Here is a 15,265-nt window from a genome sequence, read left to right as displayed (position 1 = left end):
GGGGAGGACGTCAAGAGCGCCGCCAAGGCTCTGCACGTCTCCGGCGGGCACGTCCGGAAGGCGCCACGTGCCAGGTCTCGAGGTACGCGCAGGCCGCGCCCTTGCGCTTGCCGCCCTGGTTCACCGCGACCGCGGTGTCGTTGGCGATCTTGAGGAACGGCACGACGCCCTGCGACTGGCCGTTGGTGCCCTTGATGTGCGCGCCGAGGCCGCGGACCGGGGTCCAGTCGTTGCCGAGGCCGCCGGAGTACTTGGCCAGCAGCGCGTTGTTCTTGTACGCCTGGAAGATCGAGTCCAGGTCGTCGTCCACCGTGGTCAGGAAGCAGGACGACAGCTGCGCGCGGGTGGTGCCCGAGTTGAACAGCGTCGGGGTGGACGCCATGAAGTGGAACGTCGAGAGCAGCTCGTAGAACTCGATGGCCCGGGCTTCGCGGTCGTCCTCGCGGATGGCGAGGCCCATCGCGACGCGCATGAAGAACGCCTGCGGCAGCTCGAAGCGGGTGCCGTCGTGGTGCTGGAAGTACCGGTCGTACAGCGTCTGCAGGCCGAGGAAGCCGAAGTCGAGGTCGCGCTCGGCGTGGATCGCGGCGGTGATCTTGTCGAGGTCGAACGACAGCAGCTCGCCGTCGACCAGCTCCAGCTCGACCGCGCGGCGCAGGTAGGCGCGGAAGTACGCGGGGTACTCGGTCGCCATCTCGTCCTGGCTGGCCAGGCGCGGCTTCTTCGCCAGGTAGCTCAGTGCTTCGCCACGCAGCTTGTCCAGCAGCAGCCGGGCGGAGACGTAGGAGTAGTTCGGCTCCTGCTCGACCAGCACGCGGGCGGCGAGGACCTGGGCGAGGGCCAGCTCGTCGGCGCTGATGCCGTCGTAGAGGTTGCGCTTGGCCTCGGCCAGCACCGGCTCGGCCGAGACGTCTTCGAGGCCGGCGACGGCCTCGCCCACGACGTGGGAAACGCGGGCCCAGTCGAGGGGGCGCAGGACGCCGTCGGCGCCCTTGACGTTCAGGGCGGCCTCGGTGGTGGCGGGCTTGGTGGCCTCGCGGGCCTTGCTGCGCTCGTCGCGGTAGAGGACGTACGCGCGGGCGACCTTGTGGTGCTCGCCGCGCATCAGGGCCAGCTCGACGATGTCCTGGATCTGCTCGATGTGCAGGGCGGTCTCGGGGCCGGCGTGGCGCAGCAGGGTCGTCTCCACCTGCTGGGTCAGCTCCGCGACGACGTGGTGCACGCGGGAGGACGCGGCGGCGTCGCCACCCTCGACCGCGAGGAACGCCTTGGTCAGCGCGACCGAGATCTTCCCGGCGTCGAACGGCGACACGCTGCCGTCCCGCCGGATGACCCGGATCGCGGTGGGGGTGTCGGCGGCGGCGGGCCGCTGACCGGTATCGACTGACATGCGTGTCTCCAAGCTTTCGGGCGCGTTCGATCGCCACACGGCCTCACGAGGCCGTGCGCTGCAGGTTCTTCAAAACTGCCCGGCAGTACTCTGCAGCGGTCTCCCCGTCGCTGGGCGCTGCCGGTCATCAGAGACTACATGTAGGGGTGATCCCCCGCGCGGGACCCAAGGGGTGGCGTGTCGCGCTCTCACCCTGGCGGGTTACGCGATCACCCAGAGGTGCTGTTCAGGCCGCGGGACGTGCGTTCAGGGGGTAGTTTTCCGGTCCGCGCGGCACGTTCAGGCGCCGAAGCGGAGTTCGGACTTCGGGAGCTCCAGGCTCGTCACCAGCCGCCGCCCGGCGAGGTAGCCGAGGGGGCCGTCCGGGTTGAAGCTCCAGTCGGCCGAGGCCGGGCGGGGCCGGATCTTCGCGCTGACCGGGGTCCGCAGGAGGCCGTCGCGCGACTGGACCACCTCGAACGTCGTCGGTACGCGCAGCGGCAGTGCGGGCCGGGGCTTGAACGCCGCCGTCGCGATCCAGTCGTCCGCCGTCGCCGCCGTGGCCTGGAACGTGCGGCCGCCGGTGAAGTCCAGCGTCGCCAGGTCCTTCGGGATCGCCCACAGCTCGCGCCCGCCCGCCAGGGACGCCTCGCTGTCGACCCAGATCTCCGTGATCGAGCAGGACACGCGCCGTGCCTTGATCGACACCGCGGCGAGCAGCTCGTGGTACGCCAGCTGCCCCGGCGGGGTGTAGTCGATCCACGCCGTGAACACCGACGCCCGGCCCCCGACGAGCAACGGCGAAGCGCCTTCCGGCAAAGCGGGCAGGTCGGACGGCGGCACGCGCCAGATCGACACGCGCGCGTCGGCGGTCAGGGCCCAGGGCTGCGGGGGATAGAGGCTCATGCGTCCAACCAGGGCAAGTAGTCGGGGAGGTCCTTGTCGACGCGCATACCGAACGACGGCGGCCGTTTCTGCAGGAACGACATGACGCCCTCGACGGCGTCCGGGTTCGTGCCCAGCCCGCCGATCAGCCGGGAGTCGAGCTCGTGCACCGGGAACGGCGAGTCGGCGCTCGCCATCCGGTAGAGCAGCTGGCGGGTGACCGCGACCGACACCGGTGCGGTGTTCGCGATGATCTCGCGGGCCAGCGCGTACGCCTCGTCGAGCACCGTCCCGGCCGGGAACACCTGGTGCACCAAGCCCTTTTCGAGCGCCTCGGCGGCGGGGAAGACGCGGCCGCTGATCATCCAGTCCAGTGCCGTGCCCATCCCGACGAGCCGGGGGAGGAACCACGCCGACGCGCCTTCGGGGTAGATGCCGCGGCGGGTGAACACGAAGCCGAACCGGGAGTCCTCGGACGCGAGGCGGTAGTCGCAGGGGAGCGTGATGGTGCTGCCGGCGCCGACCGCCGCGCCGTGCAGGGCCGCGATCACCGGCTTGTTCATCGTGAAGATCCGCTTCGAGCACCGGCCGGCGGGCTCCTGCCAGGCCGCGTCCGGGCCGGTCGCCGGGTCGAAGTCGAAGCCGCCCTGTGACAGGTCGGCGCCGACGCAGAAGTCCTTGCCCGCCCCGGTCAACACCACCACGCGGACGTCTTCGTCGCGGTCCGCGCGATCCATCGCGGCGCCGAGCTCGTCGGCCATCCGGATCGTGTAGCCGTTGCGCGCCTCGGGGCGGTTCAGCGTCACCGTGGCGATCCGGTCCGCGACGGCGTAGGTGGTCTCGGCCATGGTGAGGAACGTATTGCAGTCCGCCACTACTGGCAAGATGTCAATAGTGGGTCCGCAGCGTCCGGGGCGAAACAATCAGGCGCGCTTGATTTTTCCGGCGGCCGGTGCGACGCTGGGCGCCAGGACGCAAGGAGGCGGGCGATGGCGGATCTCGGCGTGATCCTCGGGGATCTCGACGCGGAGACACGGACGATCGACGACGTGGTGGCGGACCTGCCCGCGTCGGACTGGGCGCGGGCCACACCCGCTGAGGGGTGGACGATCGCGCACCAGATCGCCCACCTGGCCTGGACCGACCGCAAGGCGCTCATCGCGGCGGCCCACCCGGAGGACTGGCAGGCCGAGGTCGAGGAGCTCCTGAAGGTGGGGGAGACCTACGTCGACGACGGTGCCGCGGCCGGGGCCGAGCGCCCGCCGCGGGAGATCCTCGATGACTGGCGCGCCGGGCGGGCCGAGCTGGCCGCGGCGCTCGCCGCCGTGCCGGACGGGCAGAAGCTGCCCTGGTACGGCCCGCCGATGAGCGCGGCCTCCATGGTCACCGCCCGCCAGATGGAAACGTGGGCCCACGGCCAGGACATCTTCGACGCCCTCGGCCTGACACGGGAGCCGACCGCGCGGCTGTGGCACATCGCCCGCTTCGGCACCCGCACCCGCGACTTCGCCTACCTGCTCAACTCCCTCGCGCCGCCGGCCGAAGAGTTCCGCGTCGAGCTGACCGCGCCCGACGGCTCCACCTGGGCGTTCGGGCCCGAGGACGCCGAGCAGAAGCTCACCGGCAGCGCCGTCGACTTCTGTCTCGTCGTCACCCAGCGGCGGCACCCGGCCGACACGGACCTCGTCGCGCACGGCGCCGACGTCGAAGAATGGCTGACCATCGCGCAGGCCTTCGCGGGTCCGCCCGGGGAAGGCCGGAAGCCGGGGCAGTTCGCATGACCTACCGGATCGGCAACGCGTCGGGGTTCTACGGTGACCGCTTTTCCGCCGTCCGGGAGATGCTCACCGGCGGCCCCCTGGACGTGCTCACCGGGGACTACCTGGCCGAGCTGACCATGCTCATCCTCGGCCGCGACCGGATGAAGGACGCGAACCGCGGCTACGCCAAGACGTTCCTGCGCCAGATGGAGGAAAATCTCGGCCTGGCACGGGAAAAGGACGTCAAGATCGTCGCCAACGCGGGCGGGCTCAACCCCGCCGGACTCGCGGACGCCCTCCGCGAGCTGGCGGCGAAGCTCGGGCTCGACGTCAAGATCGCGCACGTCGAAGGCGACGACCTGGTCGCGCGCGCCGACGAGTTGGACCTCGGAAAACCCTTGACGGCCAACGCCTACCTCGGCGCCTGGGGCATCGTCGAATGCCTGAACGCGGGCGCGGACGTCGTCGTCACCGGGCGCGTCACCGACGCCTCGGTGATCGTCGGCCCGGCCGCCGCGCACTACGGCTGGGCCCGCGACGACTACGACGCCCTCGCCGGCGCGGTCGCCGCCGGGCACGTCATCGAGTGCGGCGCGCAGGCCACCGGCGGGAACTACGCCTTCTTCACCGAGCACTCCCTGGGCGTCCCGGGCTTCCCGATCGCCGAGATCGAGGCCGACGGCTCCAGCGTCATCACCAAGCACCCGGGCACCGGGGGAGTGGTGAACGCCGGGACCGTCACCGCACAGCTGCTGTACGAGACCACCGGCGCGCGCTACGCCGGGCCGGATGTCACGACCCGGTTCGACACGCTCTCGCTCGCCGAAGACGGGCCGGATCGCGTCCGGATCTCCGGCGTCCGCGGGGAGGCTCCGCCCCCGACGCTGAAGGTCGCGCTCAACACGCTCGGCGGCTTCCGGAACGAGACGACGTTCGTCCTCACCGGACTCGACATCGACGCGAAAGCCGCGCTGGTGCGCGAACAGCTCGAAGCGGCGTTGAAGGACCGGCCGCCCGCCGACGTCAAGTGGACACTGGCCCGCACCGACCACGCGGACGCCGACACCGAGCAGACCGCGAGCGCGCTGCTGCACGTCGCCGTCAAGGACGCCGACCCCAAGGTCGCCGGCCGCGCGTTCACCGGCGCCGCCGTCGAGCTGGCGCTGGCCAGCTACCCCGGGTTCCACGTCACCGCGCCGCCGTCGGACGCCTCGCCCTACGGCGTTTACACCGCGGCCTACGTGGACGCTCGGCAGGTGCCGCACGTCGCCGTGCTGCCGGACGGCATGCGTGTCGACATAGCGCCTTCGTCGTCCACTCTGGACTTGTCCGATGTGGACGAGCCCGCGCTGCCCGAGCCGCTCGACCACGGGCCAGTGCGCCGGGTGCCGCTGGGCACGATCGCGGGCGCCCGCAGCGGCGACAAGGGCGGCAACGCCAACCTCGGCGTCTGGGTCCGGTCCGAAGAGGCCTGGCGGTGGCTGGTGCACCGGCTGACCGTCGCCGAGTTCAAGCTGCTGCTGCCCGAGACCGCCGACCTGCCGGTGACGCGCTACCTGCTGCCGAACCTGCGCGCGATGAACTTCGTCGTCGAAGGCATCCTCGGCGAGGGTGTCGCGTCGCAGGCACGGTTCGACCCGCAGGCCAAGGCCCTCGGCGAGTGGCTGCGCTCCCGTGAAATCGACGTCCCCGAGGTGCTCCTGTGACCGATCCGTTCCGGACGCCCGAACGGGCCGAGCTGCGTAAGACCGTCCGCAAGTTCGTCGAGCAGGAGGTCCTGCCGCACCTCGACGACTGGGAGCGCGAGGGCGAGCTGCCACGCGACCTGCACCGCAAGGCCGGCGACCTCGGCCTGCTGGGCGTCGGCTTCCCCGAAGAGGTCGGCGGCGGGGACGGCAACTACCTCGACGCTTTGGTGATCGCCGAGGAGATGCACTACGCGGGTGGTTCCGGCGGGCTGTTCGCGTCGCTGTTCACCTGCGGCATCGCCGTCCCGCACATCGCCGAGGCGGGCGACCCCGTCCAGATCGAGCGCTGGGTTCGGCCGACCCTCTCCGGCGACAAGATCGGCTCGCTGGCCGTCACCGAGCCGGACGGCGGGTCGGACGTCGCCGGGATCCGCACCACCGCCGTGCGCGAGGGCGACGAGTACGTCATCAACGGCGCCAAGACCTACATCACGTCCGGTTGCCGCGCCGACTTCGTCACGACGGTCGTGCGCACCGGCGGCGACGGCGCGCACGGGCTCTCGCTGATCGTCGTCGAGCGCGGGACGCCCGGCTTCACCGTGTCGCGCAAGCTGGAGAAGATGGGCTGGCTCTGCTCCGACACCGCCGAACTGTCCTACGTGGACGTCCGGGTGCCGGTGGAGAACCTGGTGGGCGCCGAGAACAGCGGGTTCGCGCAGGTGGCCACGCAGTTCGTCACCGAGCGGCTTTCGCTTGCGGTGCAGGCGTATTCGCACGCCCAGCGGGCCCTCGACCTGACGCTGGACTGGTGCCGGCTGCGCGAGACGTTCGGCCGTCCGCTCATCTCGCGGCAGGTCGTGCAGCACAAGCTCACCGAAATGGCCCGTCGCGTGGACGTGGCCCGCACCTACGCCCGGCAGGCCGCGATCCGGCACGTCTCGGGCGAGGAGGTCATCGCCGAGGCCTGCTTCGCCAAGAACACCGCCGTCGAGGCCGCCGAGTGGGTGGTCAACGAGGCCGTCCAGCTGCACGGCGGGCTCGGCTACATGCGCGAGTCCGAAGTGGAGCGCCACTACCGCGACGTCCGGATCCTCGGCATCGGCGGTGGCACCACCGAGATCCTCACCGGCCTGGCCGCGAAGCGATTGGGATACACGTCGTGACTACCCTGAGGTCCACAGTGGACACGCGGACCGCCGAGTTCGGCGCCAACCGCGAGGCGATGCTGGAGAAGCTCGCCGAGATCGACACCGAACAGGCCAAAGCCGTGGCCGGTGGCGGCGACAAGTACGTCGAGCGCCACCGCAAGCGCGGCAAGCTCCTGGCCCGCGAGCGGATCGAGCTGCTGCTCGACGAGGACTCGCCGTTCCTGGAGCTGTCGCCGCTGGCCGCGTGGGGCACCGACTACCGGGTCGGCGCGAGCCTCGTGACCGGCATCGGGGTCGTCGAAGGCGTCGAGTGCCTGGTCTCGGCCAGCGACCCGACGGTCAAGGGCGGCGCCAGCAACCCCTGGACGACCAAGAAGAGCTTCCGGGCGGCGGACATCGCCGCGCATAACCGGCTGCCGTCGATCAACCTCGTCGAGTCCGGTGGCGCGGACCTGCCGACGCAGAAGGAGATCTTCATCCCCGGCGGCCGGATCTTCCGCGACATCACGCGGGCGTCGGCCGCGGGCTGCCCGACGGTCGCGCTGGTCTTCGGCAACTCGACCGCCGGCGGCGCGTACCTGCCGGGCATGTCGGACTACGTCGTCATGGTCAAGGAACGCGCCAAGGTGTTCCTCGGCGGGCCGCCGCTGGTCAAGATGGCCACCGGCGAGGAGTCCGACGACGAGTCGCTCGGCGGCGCCGAGATGCACGCGCGGACCTCGGGGCTGGCCGACTACCTGGCCGTCGACGAGCAGGACGCGATCCGCCTGGGCCGCAACATCATCAAGCGGCTCAACTGGACGAAGCAGGGGCCGACGCCGAAGCCGGACTACGCCGAGCCGCTGTACGATGCCGAGGACCTGCTCGGCATCGTGCCGACCGACCTCAAGGTGCCGTTCGACCCGCGCGAGGTGATCGCCCGCGTCGTCGACGGCTCCGACTTCGACGAGTTCAAGCCGCTCTACGGGTCGAGCCTGGTGACCGGGTGGGCGAGCATCCACGGCTACCCGGTCGGCGTCCTCGCCAACGCCCAGGGCGTGCTGTTCGGCGAGGAGTCGCAGAAGGCCGCGCAGTTCATCCAGCTGGCCAACCAGATCCACACGCCGCTGGTGTTCCTGCACAACACGACCGGCTACATGGTCGGCAAGGAGTACGAGCAGAGCGGCATCATCAAGCACGGCGCGATGATGATCAACGCCGTGTCGAACTCGAAGGTACCGCACCTGTCCGTCCTCATGGGAGCGTCCTACGGCGCCGGGCACTACGGGATGTGCGGCCGCGCCTACGATCCCCGGTTCCTCTTCGCCTGGCCGAGCGCGAAGTCCGCGGTGATGGGCCCGGCGCAGCTGGCCGGCGTGCTGTCCATCGTGGCTCGCGCGGCGGCGGAGTCCCGGGGTCAGGAGTACAACGAGGAGCACGACAAGGCCATGCGCGCCATGGTCGAAGGCCAGATCGAGGCCGAGTCGATGCCGATGTTCCTCTCCGGCATGCTCTACGACGACGGCATCATCGACCCGCGCGACACCCGCACCGTGCTGGGGCTGAGCCTGTCGGCGATCCACAATGGACCAGTGAAGGGCGCCGAGGGCTTCGGCGTCTTCCGGATGTGAGTGAGCGATGATCCAGAACCTGCTGGTCGCCAACCGCGGTGAGATCGCCCGCCGCGTCTTCCGCAGCTGCCGCGACGCCGGGATCGGCACGGTCGCGGTGTTCTCCGACGCCGATGCCGCCGCGCCGCACACCCTCGAAGCCGACGCGGCCGTGCGTCTTCCCGGCAACGCGCCGAGCGAGACGTACCTGCGGGCCGAGCTGCTGGTGAAGGCCGCGGCCGACACCGGCGCCGACGCCGTCCACCCCGGCTACGGCTTCCTGTCCGAGAACGCCGCGTTCGCCCGTGCCGTCCTCGACGCCGGGCTGACCTGGGTCGGACCGCCGCCGGAAGCCATCGAGACGATGGGCTCCAAAGTGGAGTCCAAGCGGCTGATGTCCGCCGCGGGCGTGCCCGTGCTGTCCGAACTGGACCCGGACTCGGTGACGGCAGAAGACTTGCCGCTGCTGGTCAAGGCCTCGGCCGGGGGTGGCGGACGCGGGATGCGCGTGGTCCGTTCCCTCGACGAGCTGGCCGAGGCGGTGGAAGGCGCGAGTGCGGAGGCCGCGTCGGCGTTCGGCGACCCGACCGTGTTCTGCGAGCGGTACCTGGAGACCGGACGCCACATCGAGGTCCAGGTGCTCGCCGACACCCACGGCACGGTGTGGGCGGTGGGGGAGCGCGAGTGCTCGATCCAGCGCCGGCACCAGAAGGTCGTCGAGGAAGCGCCGTCGCCGTTCGTCGACGAAGCGATGCGCGAAGAGCTGTTCGACGCCGCGCGCAAGGCCGCGAAGGCCATCGACTACGTCGGGGCGGGCACGGTCGAGTTCCTCGCCGGGCCCGACGGCCGGTTCTACTTCCTCGAGATGAACACCCGGCTGCAGGTCGAGCACCCCGTCACCGAGAACGTCACGGGGCTGGATCTGGTCGCGTTGCAGCTGCGCGTCGCGGAAGGGGAGCGGCTGCCCGCCGACCCGCCGCCGACCGTCGGCCACTCCATCGAGGTCCGGCTCTACGCCGAAGACCCCGCCGCGGGCTGGCAGCCGCAGAGCGGCACGCTGCACACGTTCGAAGTGCCCGATGTGGACCGTTCCTTCACCCACGGCGCCGGGCTGCGACTGGACTCCGGCTTCGAGAGCGGGTCCGTGGTCGGCGTGCACTACGACCCGATGCTCGCCAAGGTGATCACCTGGGCGCCGACCCGCGCCGAGGCCGCCCGCCGGCTCGCGAAGGCACTGGCGGCGTCGAAGATCCACGGCGTCGTCACCAATCGCGACCTGCTGGTGACCATCCTCCGGCACGAGGCGTTCCTGGCCGGGGAGACCGACACCGCGTTCTTCGACCGCCACGGCCTCGACACCCTGGCCGCGCCACTGGCCACTGTGGACACCGAGCGGCTTTCGGCGCTGGCCGCGGCCCTCGCGGACGCGGCGGGCAACCGGGCGTCGGCGACCACCCAGGGCAGGCTGCCCAGCGGCTGGCGCAACGTCCGCTCCGCCGGGCAGCGCAAGGTCTTCTCCGTCGCGGACCGCGAGTACGAGGTGGTCTACTCGCTCACTCGCGACGGGCTGGAAGCGGACGGGATCGACGCCGGGCTGGTGTCGGCCGAGCCCGGCCGGGTCGTCCTGGACGTCGCCGGGGTGCGGCGCACCTTCGCCGTCGCCCGGCACGACGGAGTGTCCTACGTGGACTCCGCGCTCGGCTCGGTGGCGCTGACGGCGGCACCGCGGTTCGCCGACCCGGACGCGGCGCTGGCCGCCGGGTCGCTGGTCGCGCCGATGCCGGGCACCGTGGTTCGGCTGGCCGTGCGGGCCGGGGACCCGGTCAAGGCCGGCGACCCCCTGCTCTGGCTCGAAGCGATGAAGATGGAACACCGCATCGCGGCACCCGCCGACGGCGTGGTGACCGAGCTGCCCGTGACCGTCGGACAGCAGGTCGAAGTGGGCACAATCCTGGCTGTGGTGGGAGACGAAGAATGAACGCCATGAACTTCATCGAGCCCGAAGAGCGGATCGCGCTCCGCAAGGCCGTCGCCGAACTGGGCGCCAAGTACGGGCACGAGTACTACGCGAAGAAGGCCCGCGCCGACGAGAAGACCCACGAGCTGTGGGACGAGGCCGGGCGCCTGGGCTACCTCGGGGTCAACATCCCCGAGGAGTACGGCGGCGGGGGCGCGGGCATCGCCGACCTCGCCGCGGTCCTCGAAGAGCTGGCCGCCGCGGGCTCGCCGCTGCTGCTCATGGTCGTCTCGCCGGCCATCTGCGGCACCGTCATCTCCCGGTTCGGCACCGAGGAGCAGAAGAAGCAATGGCTGCCGGGCATCGCCGACGGCAGCAAGCGGATGGTCTTCGCGATCACCGAGCCGGACGCCGGGTCGAACTCGCACAAGATCACCACCACCGCCAAGCGCGACGGTGACGGCTGGGTCCTCAGTGGACGCAAGGTCTACATCTCCGGCGTCGACGAGGCCGACGCGGTGCTCGTCGTCGGCCGCATGGAGGACTCGAAGACCGGCCGGCTCAAGCCCGCGCTGTTCATCCTGCCGACCGGCACCGAGGGCTTCGAGTACACGAAGATCCCGATGGACATCGTCGCGCCGGAGAACCAGTTCTCGCTGTTCCTCGACGACGTCAAGCTCCCGGCCGAGGCGCTCGTCGGCGAGGAGGACGCGGCGATCGCGCAGCTGTTCGCCGGCCTCAACCCGGAACGCATCATGGGCGCGTCGTTCTCCCTCGGCATCGCCCGGTACGCGCTTTCGAAAGCCGTCTCCTACGCGAACCAGCGCCAGGTCTGGGGCACGCCGATCGGTGCCCACCAGGGCCTCGCGCACCCGCTGTCGGAGATCAAGATCGAGCTGGAACTGGCGAAGCTGATGACGCAGAAGGCGGCGTCGCTCTACGACTCCGGCGACGACTTCGGCGCGGGGGAGTCGGCCAACATGGCCAAGTACGCCGCCGCCGAGGTGGCCATCCGCGCGACCGACCAGGCCGTGCAGACCCACGGCGGCAACGGGCTCGCGACCGAATACGGCCTCGGCACGCTGGTCACGGCCGTCCGGCTGGGCCGGATCGCGCCGGTCAGCCGCGAGATGGTGCTCAACTTCGTCGGCCAGCACAGCCTCGGCCTCCCGAAGTCCTACTAGGAGAGTCGTTATGTCTACATTGGACGGCAAGACGATCATCATGTCCGGCGGCAGCCGCGGCATCGGCGAGGCGATCGCACTCCGGGCGGCCAAGGACGGCGCCAACGTCGCGTTGCTGGCCAAGACCGCCGAACCGCACCCGAAGCTGCCCGGCACGATCTACACCGCCGCGGAAGCCATCGAGAAGGCCGGCGGGCACGCGCTGCCGATCCTCGGCGACGTCCGCGACGACGACGGTGTCGCGGCCGCGGTGGCGAAGGCCGTCGAGCAGTTCGGCGGCATCGACATCGTCGTGAACAACGCCAGCGCGATCGACCTGACGCCGACCGAGCAGGTCAGCATGAAGCGCTACGACCTGATGCAGGACATCAACGCGCGCGGCACGTTCCTGCTGTCCAAGCTGGCCATCCCGCACCTGCGGAAGTCGGCGAACGCGCACATCCTGACGCTGTCGCCGCCGATCAGCCTCGACGAGAAGTGGTTCACCGCCGGGCACCTCGCGTACAGCATCGCGAAGTACTCGATGAGCCTCGTGACCGTCGGCCTCGCCGCCGAACTCAAGAAGGACGGCGTCGCGGTCAACTCGCTGTGGCCGCGCACGACCATCGACACGGCGGCGATCCGCAACGTCGTCGGGGCCGAGCTGGCCGACCGCAGCCGGACGCCGGAGATCATGGCCGACGCCGCGTACGCGATCCTCACCAAGCCGAGCGGCGAAGCGACCGGGAACTTCTTCCTCGACGACGAGGTGCTGCGCGCGGCCGGCGTCACGGACTTCTCGCAGTACCGCATCGGGGGTTCGGAGGAAGACCTGCAGCTCGACTTCTGGGTCGATCCGGCTTGACCGGCGTCCGCGAACCCCAGCAGGAACGCAGCCGCACCACGCGGCGGCGGCTGATCGAGGCCGCGCTCGACAGCTTCGGCGAGCGCGGCTGGCACGGCGTCACGGTCGCCGTGATCGCCGAACGCGCCGGCGTCTCCCGGGGCGCCGCGCAGCACCACTTCCCGACCCGGGAAGCCCTCGTCGCGGCCGCCGTGGACCTCCTCGGCGAAGCGCAGATCGACGAGCTGCGGGCCCAGGCCGCGGACCTGCCGAGCGGGGCGTCGCGCATCGAGCGCGTCGTCGAGATGGTGCTGAACCTCTACACCGGGCCGCTGTTCCGCGCGGCCCTGCAGCTGTGGTCGGTCGCGGCGACCGACGACGCGTTGCGGGACGTGCTGGTACCGCTGGAAGCGCGGGTCGGGCGCGAGGCCCACCGGGTGACGGTGGAGCTCCTCGGCGTCGACGAGTCCCGCGCGGGAGTGCGCGAGCTGGTCCAGGCCACCCTCGACCTGGCGCGCGGGCTGGGCCTGGCGAACCTGCTCACGGACGACACGCGGCGCCGGAAGCAGATCGTGCGGGAATGGGCGCGGACGCTGGAGCTGCGGCTCGGGTGAGCCGGTCCAGCGCCGCCTGGCTCTCGTCGTCGGCGGCACGGTGGATGACCAGCAGCTGGTCCGGGTCCTGGACCGGCCTGAGCGTCTCGAAGTGCAGGGCCAGCACCCCGGCCTCGGGGTGCCGCACGACCTTGCGCCCGCGGGCGTTGACCTTGACGTCCCGTTCGGCCCACAGGCGCGCGAACTCCGCGTCGCCGTCGGTCAGTTCGGCGATGAGGCCGGTCAGCGCCCGGTCGTCCGGGTGCGCGGCCCACGCGGTGCGCAGGTGCGCGATCCCGTCTCGCACCACGCGTTCCCGGTCGACGTAGAACTCGCGCACCCGCGGGTGCATGAGGCAGATCCACACGGCGTTGCGCCGCGACGGCGGCAGCGTGCCGAAATCCACCATCAGCCTCGCCATCCCGGCGTTCCAGGCCAGGACGTCGTAGCGGTGGTTCAGCAGCATGGCCGGCAGCGGGGAGAGGTCGGCGACCAGCCGGGCCAGCGGCGGCGCCGCGGTGGTGGCGAGCCGGTCGGTGTCGCGGGGACGCTGCCGGGCCAGGTCGAAAAGGTACGCGCGCTCGTCGGGAGCCAGGCGCAGCGCCCCGGCCAGCGCTTCCACGACGTCCGCCGAGGGCCGCAGTCCGCGGGCCTGCTCCAGCCGCACGATGTAGTCGACGCTGATGCCGGCCAGCTCGGCGACGTCTTCGCGGCGCAGCCCCGGGGTCCGCCGGCGCGGCGGCAGGCCGAAGTCCCGCGGGTCCAGGCGTTCGCGCCGGGCGCGCAGGAACGCGCCCAGCTCCACGGTGGGTGTCGTCATGATCGCTGCAACCGCCGGGGTGGGACCGGTGTTCCCAGGAAAGTCCTTCCCTTACCCCGGCCGCCGCGCGCACGGAGACTCGCTGCCGACGACGAACCAAGGAGGACACCATGTCGCTCACCCTCGACAGCTACCGGCTGCTGGGCCGTTCCGGGCTGCGGGTTTCCCCGCTCGCGCTGGGCACGGCGACCTTCGGCACCGAGTGGGGCTGGGGCGCCGAGAAGTCCGAGGCCCGCAAGCTCTTCGACACCTACGTCGAGCGCGGCGGCAACTTCATCGACACCGCGAACACCTACACGAACGGCAGTTCCGAGCGCCAGCTGGGCGAGTTCGCCCGCGACCGCCGCGAGAGCCTGGTGCTGGCCACGAAGTACACGACGCTGCGCCGGCCCGGTGACCCGAACTCCGCGGGCTCGCACCGCAAGAGCCTGTTCGCGTCGGTGGAAGCCAGCCTGCGGCAGCTGGGCACGGACTACCTCGACCTGCTGTACCTGCACGTGTGGGACTTCGCGACGCCGGTCGAGGAGATCCTGCGCGGCCTCGACGACCTGGTCCGCCGGGGCAAGGTCCTGTACGTGGCGATGTCCAACGTCCCGGCCTGGGAGATCTCGCGCATGCAGGCGATCGCCGACCTGCGCGGCTGGTCGCCGCTGGTCGGGCTGCAGGTCGAGTACAACCTGGTCAACCGGGCCGCGGAGCGCGACCTGATCCCGATGGCGCGGGCGATGGGGCTGGGCGTGACGCCGTATTCGCCGCTGGCGGGTGGGGTGCTGACGGGCAAGTACCGCACCGCTCCCGCCGCGGGGACCCGGGCGAGCTTCAACGCCGGGCTGGGCGTGGTCACCGAACGGAACCTGGCCATCGCCGACGTCGTGGCGGAGGTCGCGGGGGAGCTGGGCCACACGCCCGCGCAGGTCGCGCTGGCCTGGACCCTGCGGAACCCGGGCGTGACGGCGCCGATCGTCGGTGCCCGGACTCCGGAGCAGCTGGAGGGCAACCTGGGTGCGCTGGCGGTCGAGTTCACCGCGGCCCAGCTGACGCGCCTCGACGAGGCGAGCGCGATCGACCTCGGCTATCCGCACGATCTGCTGGCCGGGGACCACATCCGCGCGGTGATGCGCGGGGACCTGAAGCTCGAAGCCCGCCGCTGACCGCCGGCCGGGTGCCGGGACGACGCCGGCACCCGGCCGTCTCCCGCTGTCGTGGGCATGGGGACCGGCGCCGTGGCCGACATGCCACCCGCCGGTCTCCTGCCGTGCGAAAGCTCGTCCGGCGGTCGGTCGACACCCCGGCGCGCCCGGCGGTTTCGGTGCGCCGCCGACGGGCCGGTGGTCTGAACCGCTCGCCGTGACCCCTGAACCGGTCGGCGACACGCCGGACCAATCCGGAACCCCACCCGGGTCCGAAGCGTCATAGTGTTGTAAGTAACACAATCGGCCCAACGGGCGA

The 15,265-nt window shown here is 71.3% G+C and carries 12 protein-coding genes and 1 pseudogene; 9 read left to right on the top strand and 4 right to left on the bottom strand.

The window, feature by feature from the left end; all coding sequences use genetic code 11:
• Positions 1-64: 64 nt before the first annotated feature.
• From ABZ342_RS43450 to ABZ342_RS43440, 3 genes and pseudogenes are all read right to left on the bottom strand, one after another.
• Positions 65-1,390, bottom strand: a pseudogene (locus ABZ342_RS43450) (ATP cone domain-containing protein); the annotation flags it as partial.
• A gap of 279 nt (positions 1,391-1,669) precedes the next feature.
• The gene (locus ABZ342_RS43445) at positions 1,670-2,275 is read right to left on the bottom strand and encodes an acetoacetate decarboxylase family protein (protein ID WP_360486331.1); all 606 of its coding nucleotides are present in this window, start codon (positions 2,273-2,275) and stop codon (positions 1,670-1,672) included.
• The gene (locus tag ABZ342_RS43440) at positions 2,272-3,102 is read right to left on the bottom strand and encodes an enoyl-CoA hydratase-related protein (RefSeq protein WP_360486328.1); all 831 of its coding nucleotides are present in this window, start codon (positions 3,100-3,102) and stop codon (positions 2,272-2,274) included. The genes ABZ342_RS43445 and ABZ342_RS43440 overlap by 4 nt, the downstream gene beginning before the upstream one ends.
• A 141-nt stretch (positions 3,103-3,243) precedes the next feature.
• Here ABZ342_RS43440 and ABZ342_RS43435 point away from each other — a divergent pair, with 141 nt between their 5' ends.
• The 8 genes from ABZ342_RS43435 to ABZ342_RS43400 are packed head-to-tail and all read left to right on the top strand — an operon-like array spanning position 3,244 to position 13,017.
• Entirely contained in the window at positions 3,244-4,035 is a 792-nt protein-coding gene (locus tag ABZ342_RS43435) for a TIGR03084 family metal-binding protein (RefSeq protein WP_360486325.1), read from the top strand.
• Positions 4,032-5,720, top strand: a complete 1,689-nt coding sequence (locus tag ABZ342_RS43430) for an acyclic terpene utilization AtuA family protein (protein ID WP_360486322.1) — start codon at positions 4,032-4,034, stop codon at positions 5,718-5,720. The genes ABZ342_RS43435 and ABZ342_RS43430 overlap by 4 nt, the downstream gene beginning before the upstream one ends.
• Positions 5,717-6,865, top strand: a complete 1,149-nt coding sequence (locus tag ABZ342_RS43425; RefSeq protein WP_360486319.1) for an acyl-CoA dehydrogenase family protein — start codon at positions 5,717-5,719, stop codon at positions 6,863-6,865. Before ABZ342_RS43430 ends, ABZ342_RS43425 begins: the two co-directional genes overlap by 4 nt.
• Complete coding sequence (locus tag ABZ342_RS43420) at positions 6,862-8,460, top strand: carboxyl transferase domain-containing protein (RefSeq protein WP_360486316.1); 1,599 nt, start codon at positions 6,862-6,864, stop codon at positions 8,458-8,460. Before ABZ342_RS43425 ends, ABZ342_RS43420 begins: the two co-directional genes overlap by 4 nt.
• Before the next feature lie 7 nt (positions 8,461-8,467).
• Positions 8,468-10,417 (top strand): biotin carboxylase N-terminal domain-containing protein, encoded by a 1,950-nt coding sequence (locus ABZ342_RS43415; protein WP_360486313.1) that lies wholly within the window; start codon positions 8,468-8,470, stop codon positions 10,415-10,417.
• Positions 10,414-11,580: an acyl-CoA dehydrogenase gene (locus ABZ342_RS43410; RefSeq protein ID WP_360486310.1), complete on the top strand. Its 1,167-nt coding sequence runs from the start codon at positions 10,414-10,416 to the stop codon at positions 11,578-11,580. Before ABZ342_RS43415 ends, ABZ342_RS43410 begins: the two co-directional genes overlap by 4 nt.
• A 10-nt stretch (positions 11,581-11,590) precedes the next feature.
• Positions 11,591-12,424 (top strand): NAD(P)-dependent oxidoreductase, encoded by an 834-nt coding sequence (locus ABZ342_RS43405; RefSeq protein WP_360486307.1) that lies wholly within the window; start codon positions 11,591-11,593, stop codon positions 12,422-12,424.
• Positions 12,421-13,017 (top strand): TetR family transcriptional regulator, encoded by a 597-nt coding sequence (locus tag ABZ342_RS43400; RefSeq protein ID WP_155542564.1) that lies wholly within the window; start codon positions 12,421-12,423, stop codon positions 13,015-13,017. The genes ABZ342_RS43405 and ABZ342_RS43400 overlap by 4 nt, the downstream gene beginning before the upstream one ends.
• On the opposite strand, the gene ABZ342_RS43395 is transcribed toward ABZ342_RS43400, so the two are convergent.
• Entirely contained in the window at positions 12,944-13,816 is an 873-nt protein-coding gene (locus ABZ342_RS43395; protein WP_360486304.1) for a helix-turn-helix transcriptional regulator, read from the bottom strand. The genes ABZ342_RS43400 and ABZ342_RS43395 overlap by 74 nt on opposite strands.
• Positions 13,817-13,926: 110 nt before the next feature.
• Between ABZ342_RS43395 and ABZ342_RS43390 the strand changes: the two genes are divergently transcribed.
• Positions 13,927-14,967: an aldo/keto reductase gene (locus tag ABZ342_RS43390; protein ID WP_360486301.1), complete on the top strand. Its 1,041-nt coding sequence runs from the start codon at positions 13,927-13,929 to the stop codon at positions 14,965-14,967.
• Positions 14,968-15,265: the final 298 nt, after the last annotated feature.

This window comes from Amycolatopsis sp. NPDC005961 (assembly GCF_040629235.1).
Taxonomy (GTDB): Bacteria; Actinomycetota; Actinomycetes; order Mycobacteriales; family Pseudonocardiaceae; genus Amycolatopsis; species Amycolatopsis camponoti.
This window is presented reverse-complemented; position numbering and strand designations above follow the sequence as displayed.

What these genes read in the sequence shown, in the direction of transcription:
- ABZ342_RS43445 (WP_360486331.1), bottom strand. Translation starts at nt 2,275, where the DNA reads ATGAGCCTCTATCCCCCGCAGCCCTGGGCCCTGACCGCCGACGCGCGC.
- ABZ342_RS43440 (WP_360486328.1), bottom strand. Translation starts at nt 3,102, where the DNA reads ATGGCCGAGACCACCTACGCCGTCGCGGACCGGATCGCCACGGTGACG.
- ABZ342_RS43435 (WP_360486325.1), top strand. Translation starts at nt 3,244, where the DNA reads ATGGCGGATCTCGGCGTGATCCTCGGGGATCTCGACGCGGAGACACGG.
- ABZ342_RS43430 (WP_360486322.1), top strand. Translation starts at nt 4,032, where the DNA reads ATGACCTACCGGATCGGCAACGCGTCGGGGTTCTACGGTGACCGCTTT.
- ABZ342_RS43415 (WP_360486313.1), top strand. Translation starts at nt 8,468, where the DNA reads ATGATCCAGAACCTGCTGGTCGCCAACCGCGGTGAGATCGCCCGCCGC.
- ABZ342_RS43410 (WP_360486310.1), top strand. Translation starts at nt 10,414, where the DNA reads ATGAACGCCATGAACTTCATCGAGCCCGAAGAGCGGATCGCGCTCCGC.
- ABZ342_RS43405 (WP_360486307.1), top strand. Translation starts at nt 11,591, where the DNA reads ATGTCTACATTGGACGGCAAGACGATCATCATGTCCGGCGGCAGCCGC.
- ABZ342_RS43395 (WP_360486304.1), bottom strand. Translation starts at nt 13,816, where the DNA reads ATGACGACACCCACCGTGGAGCTGGGCGCGTTCCTGCGCGCCCGGCGC.
- ABZ342_RS43390 (WP_360486301.1), top strand. Translation starts at nt 13,927, where the DNA reads ATGTCGCTCACCCTCGACAGCTACCGGCTGCTGGGCCGTTCCGGGCTG.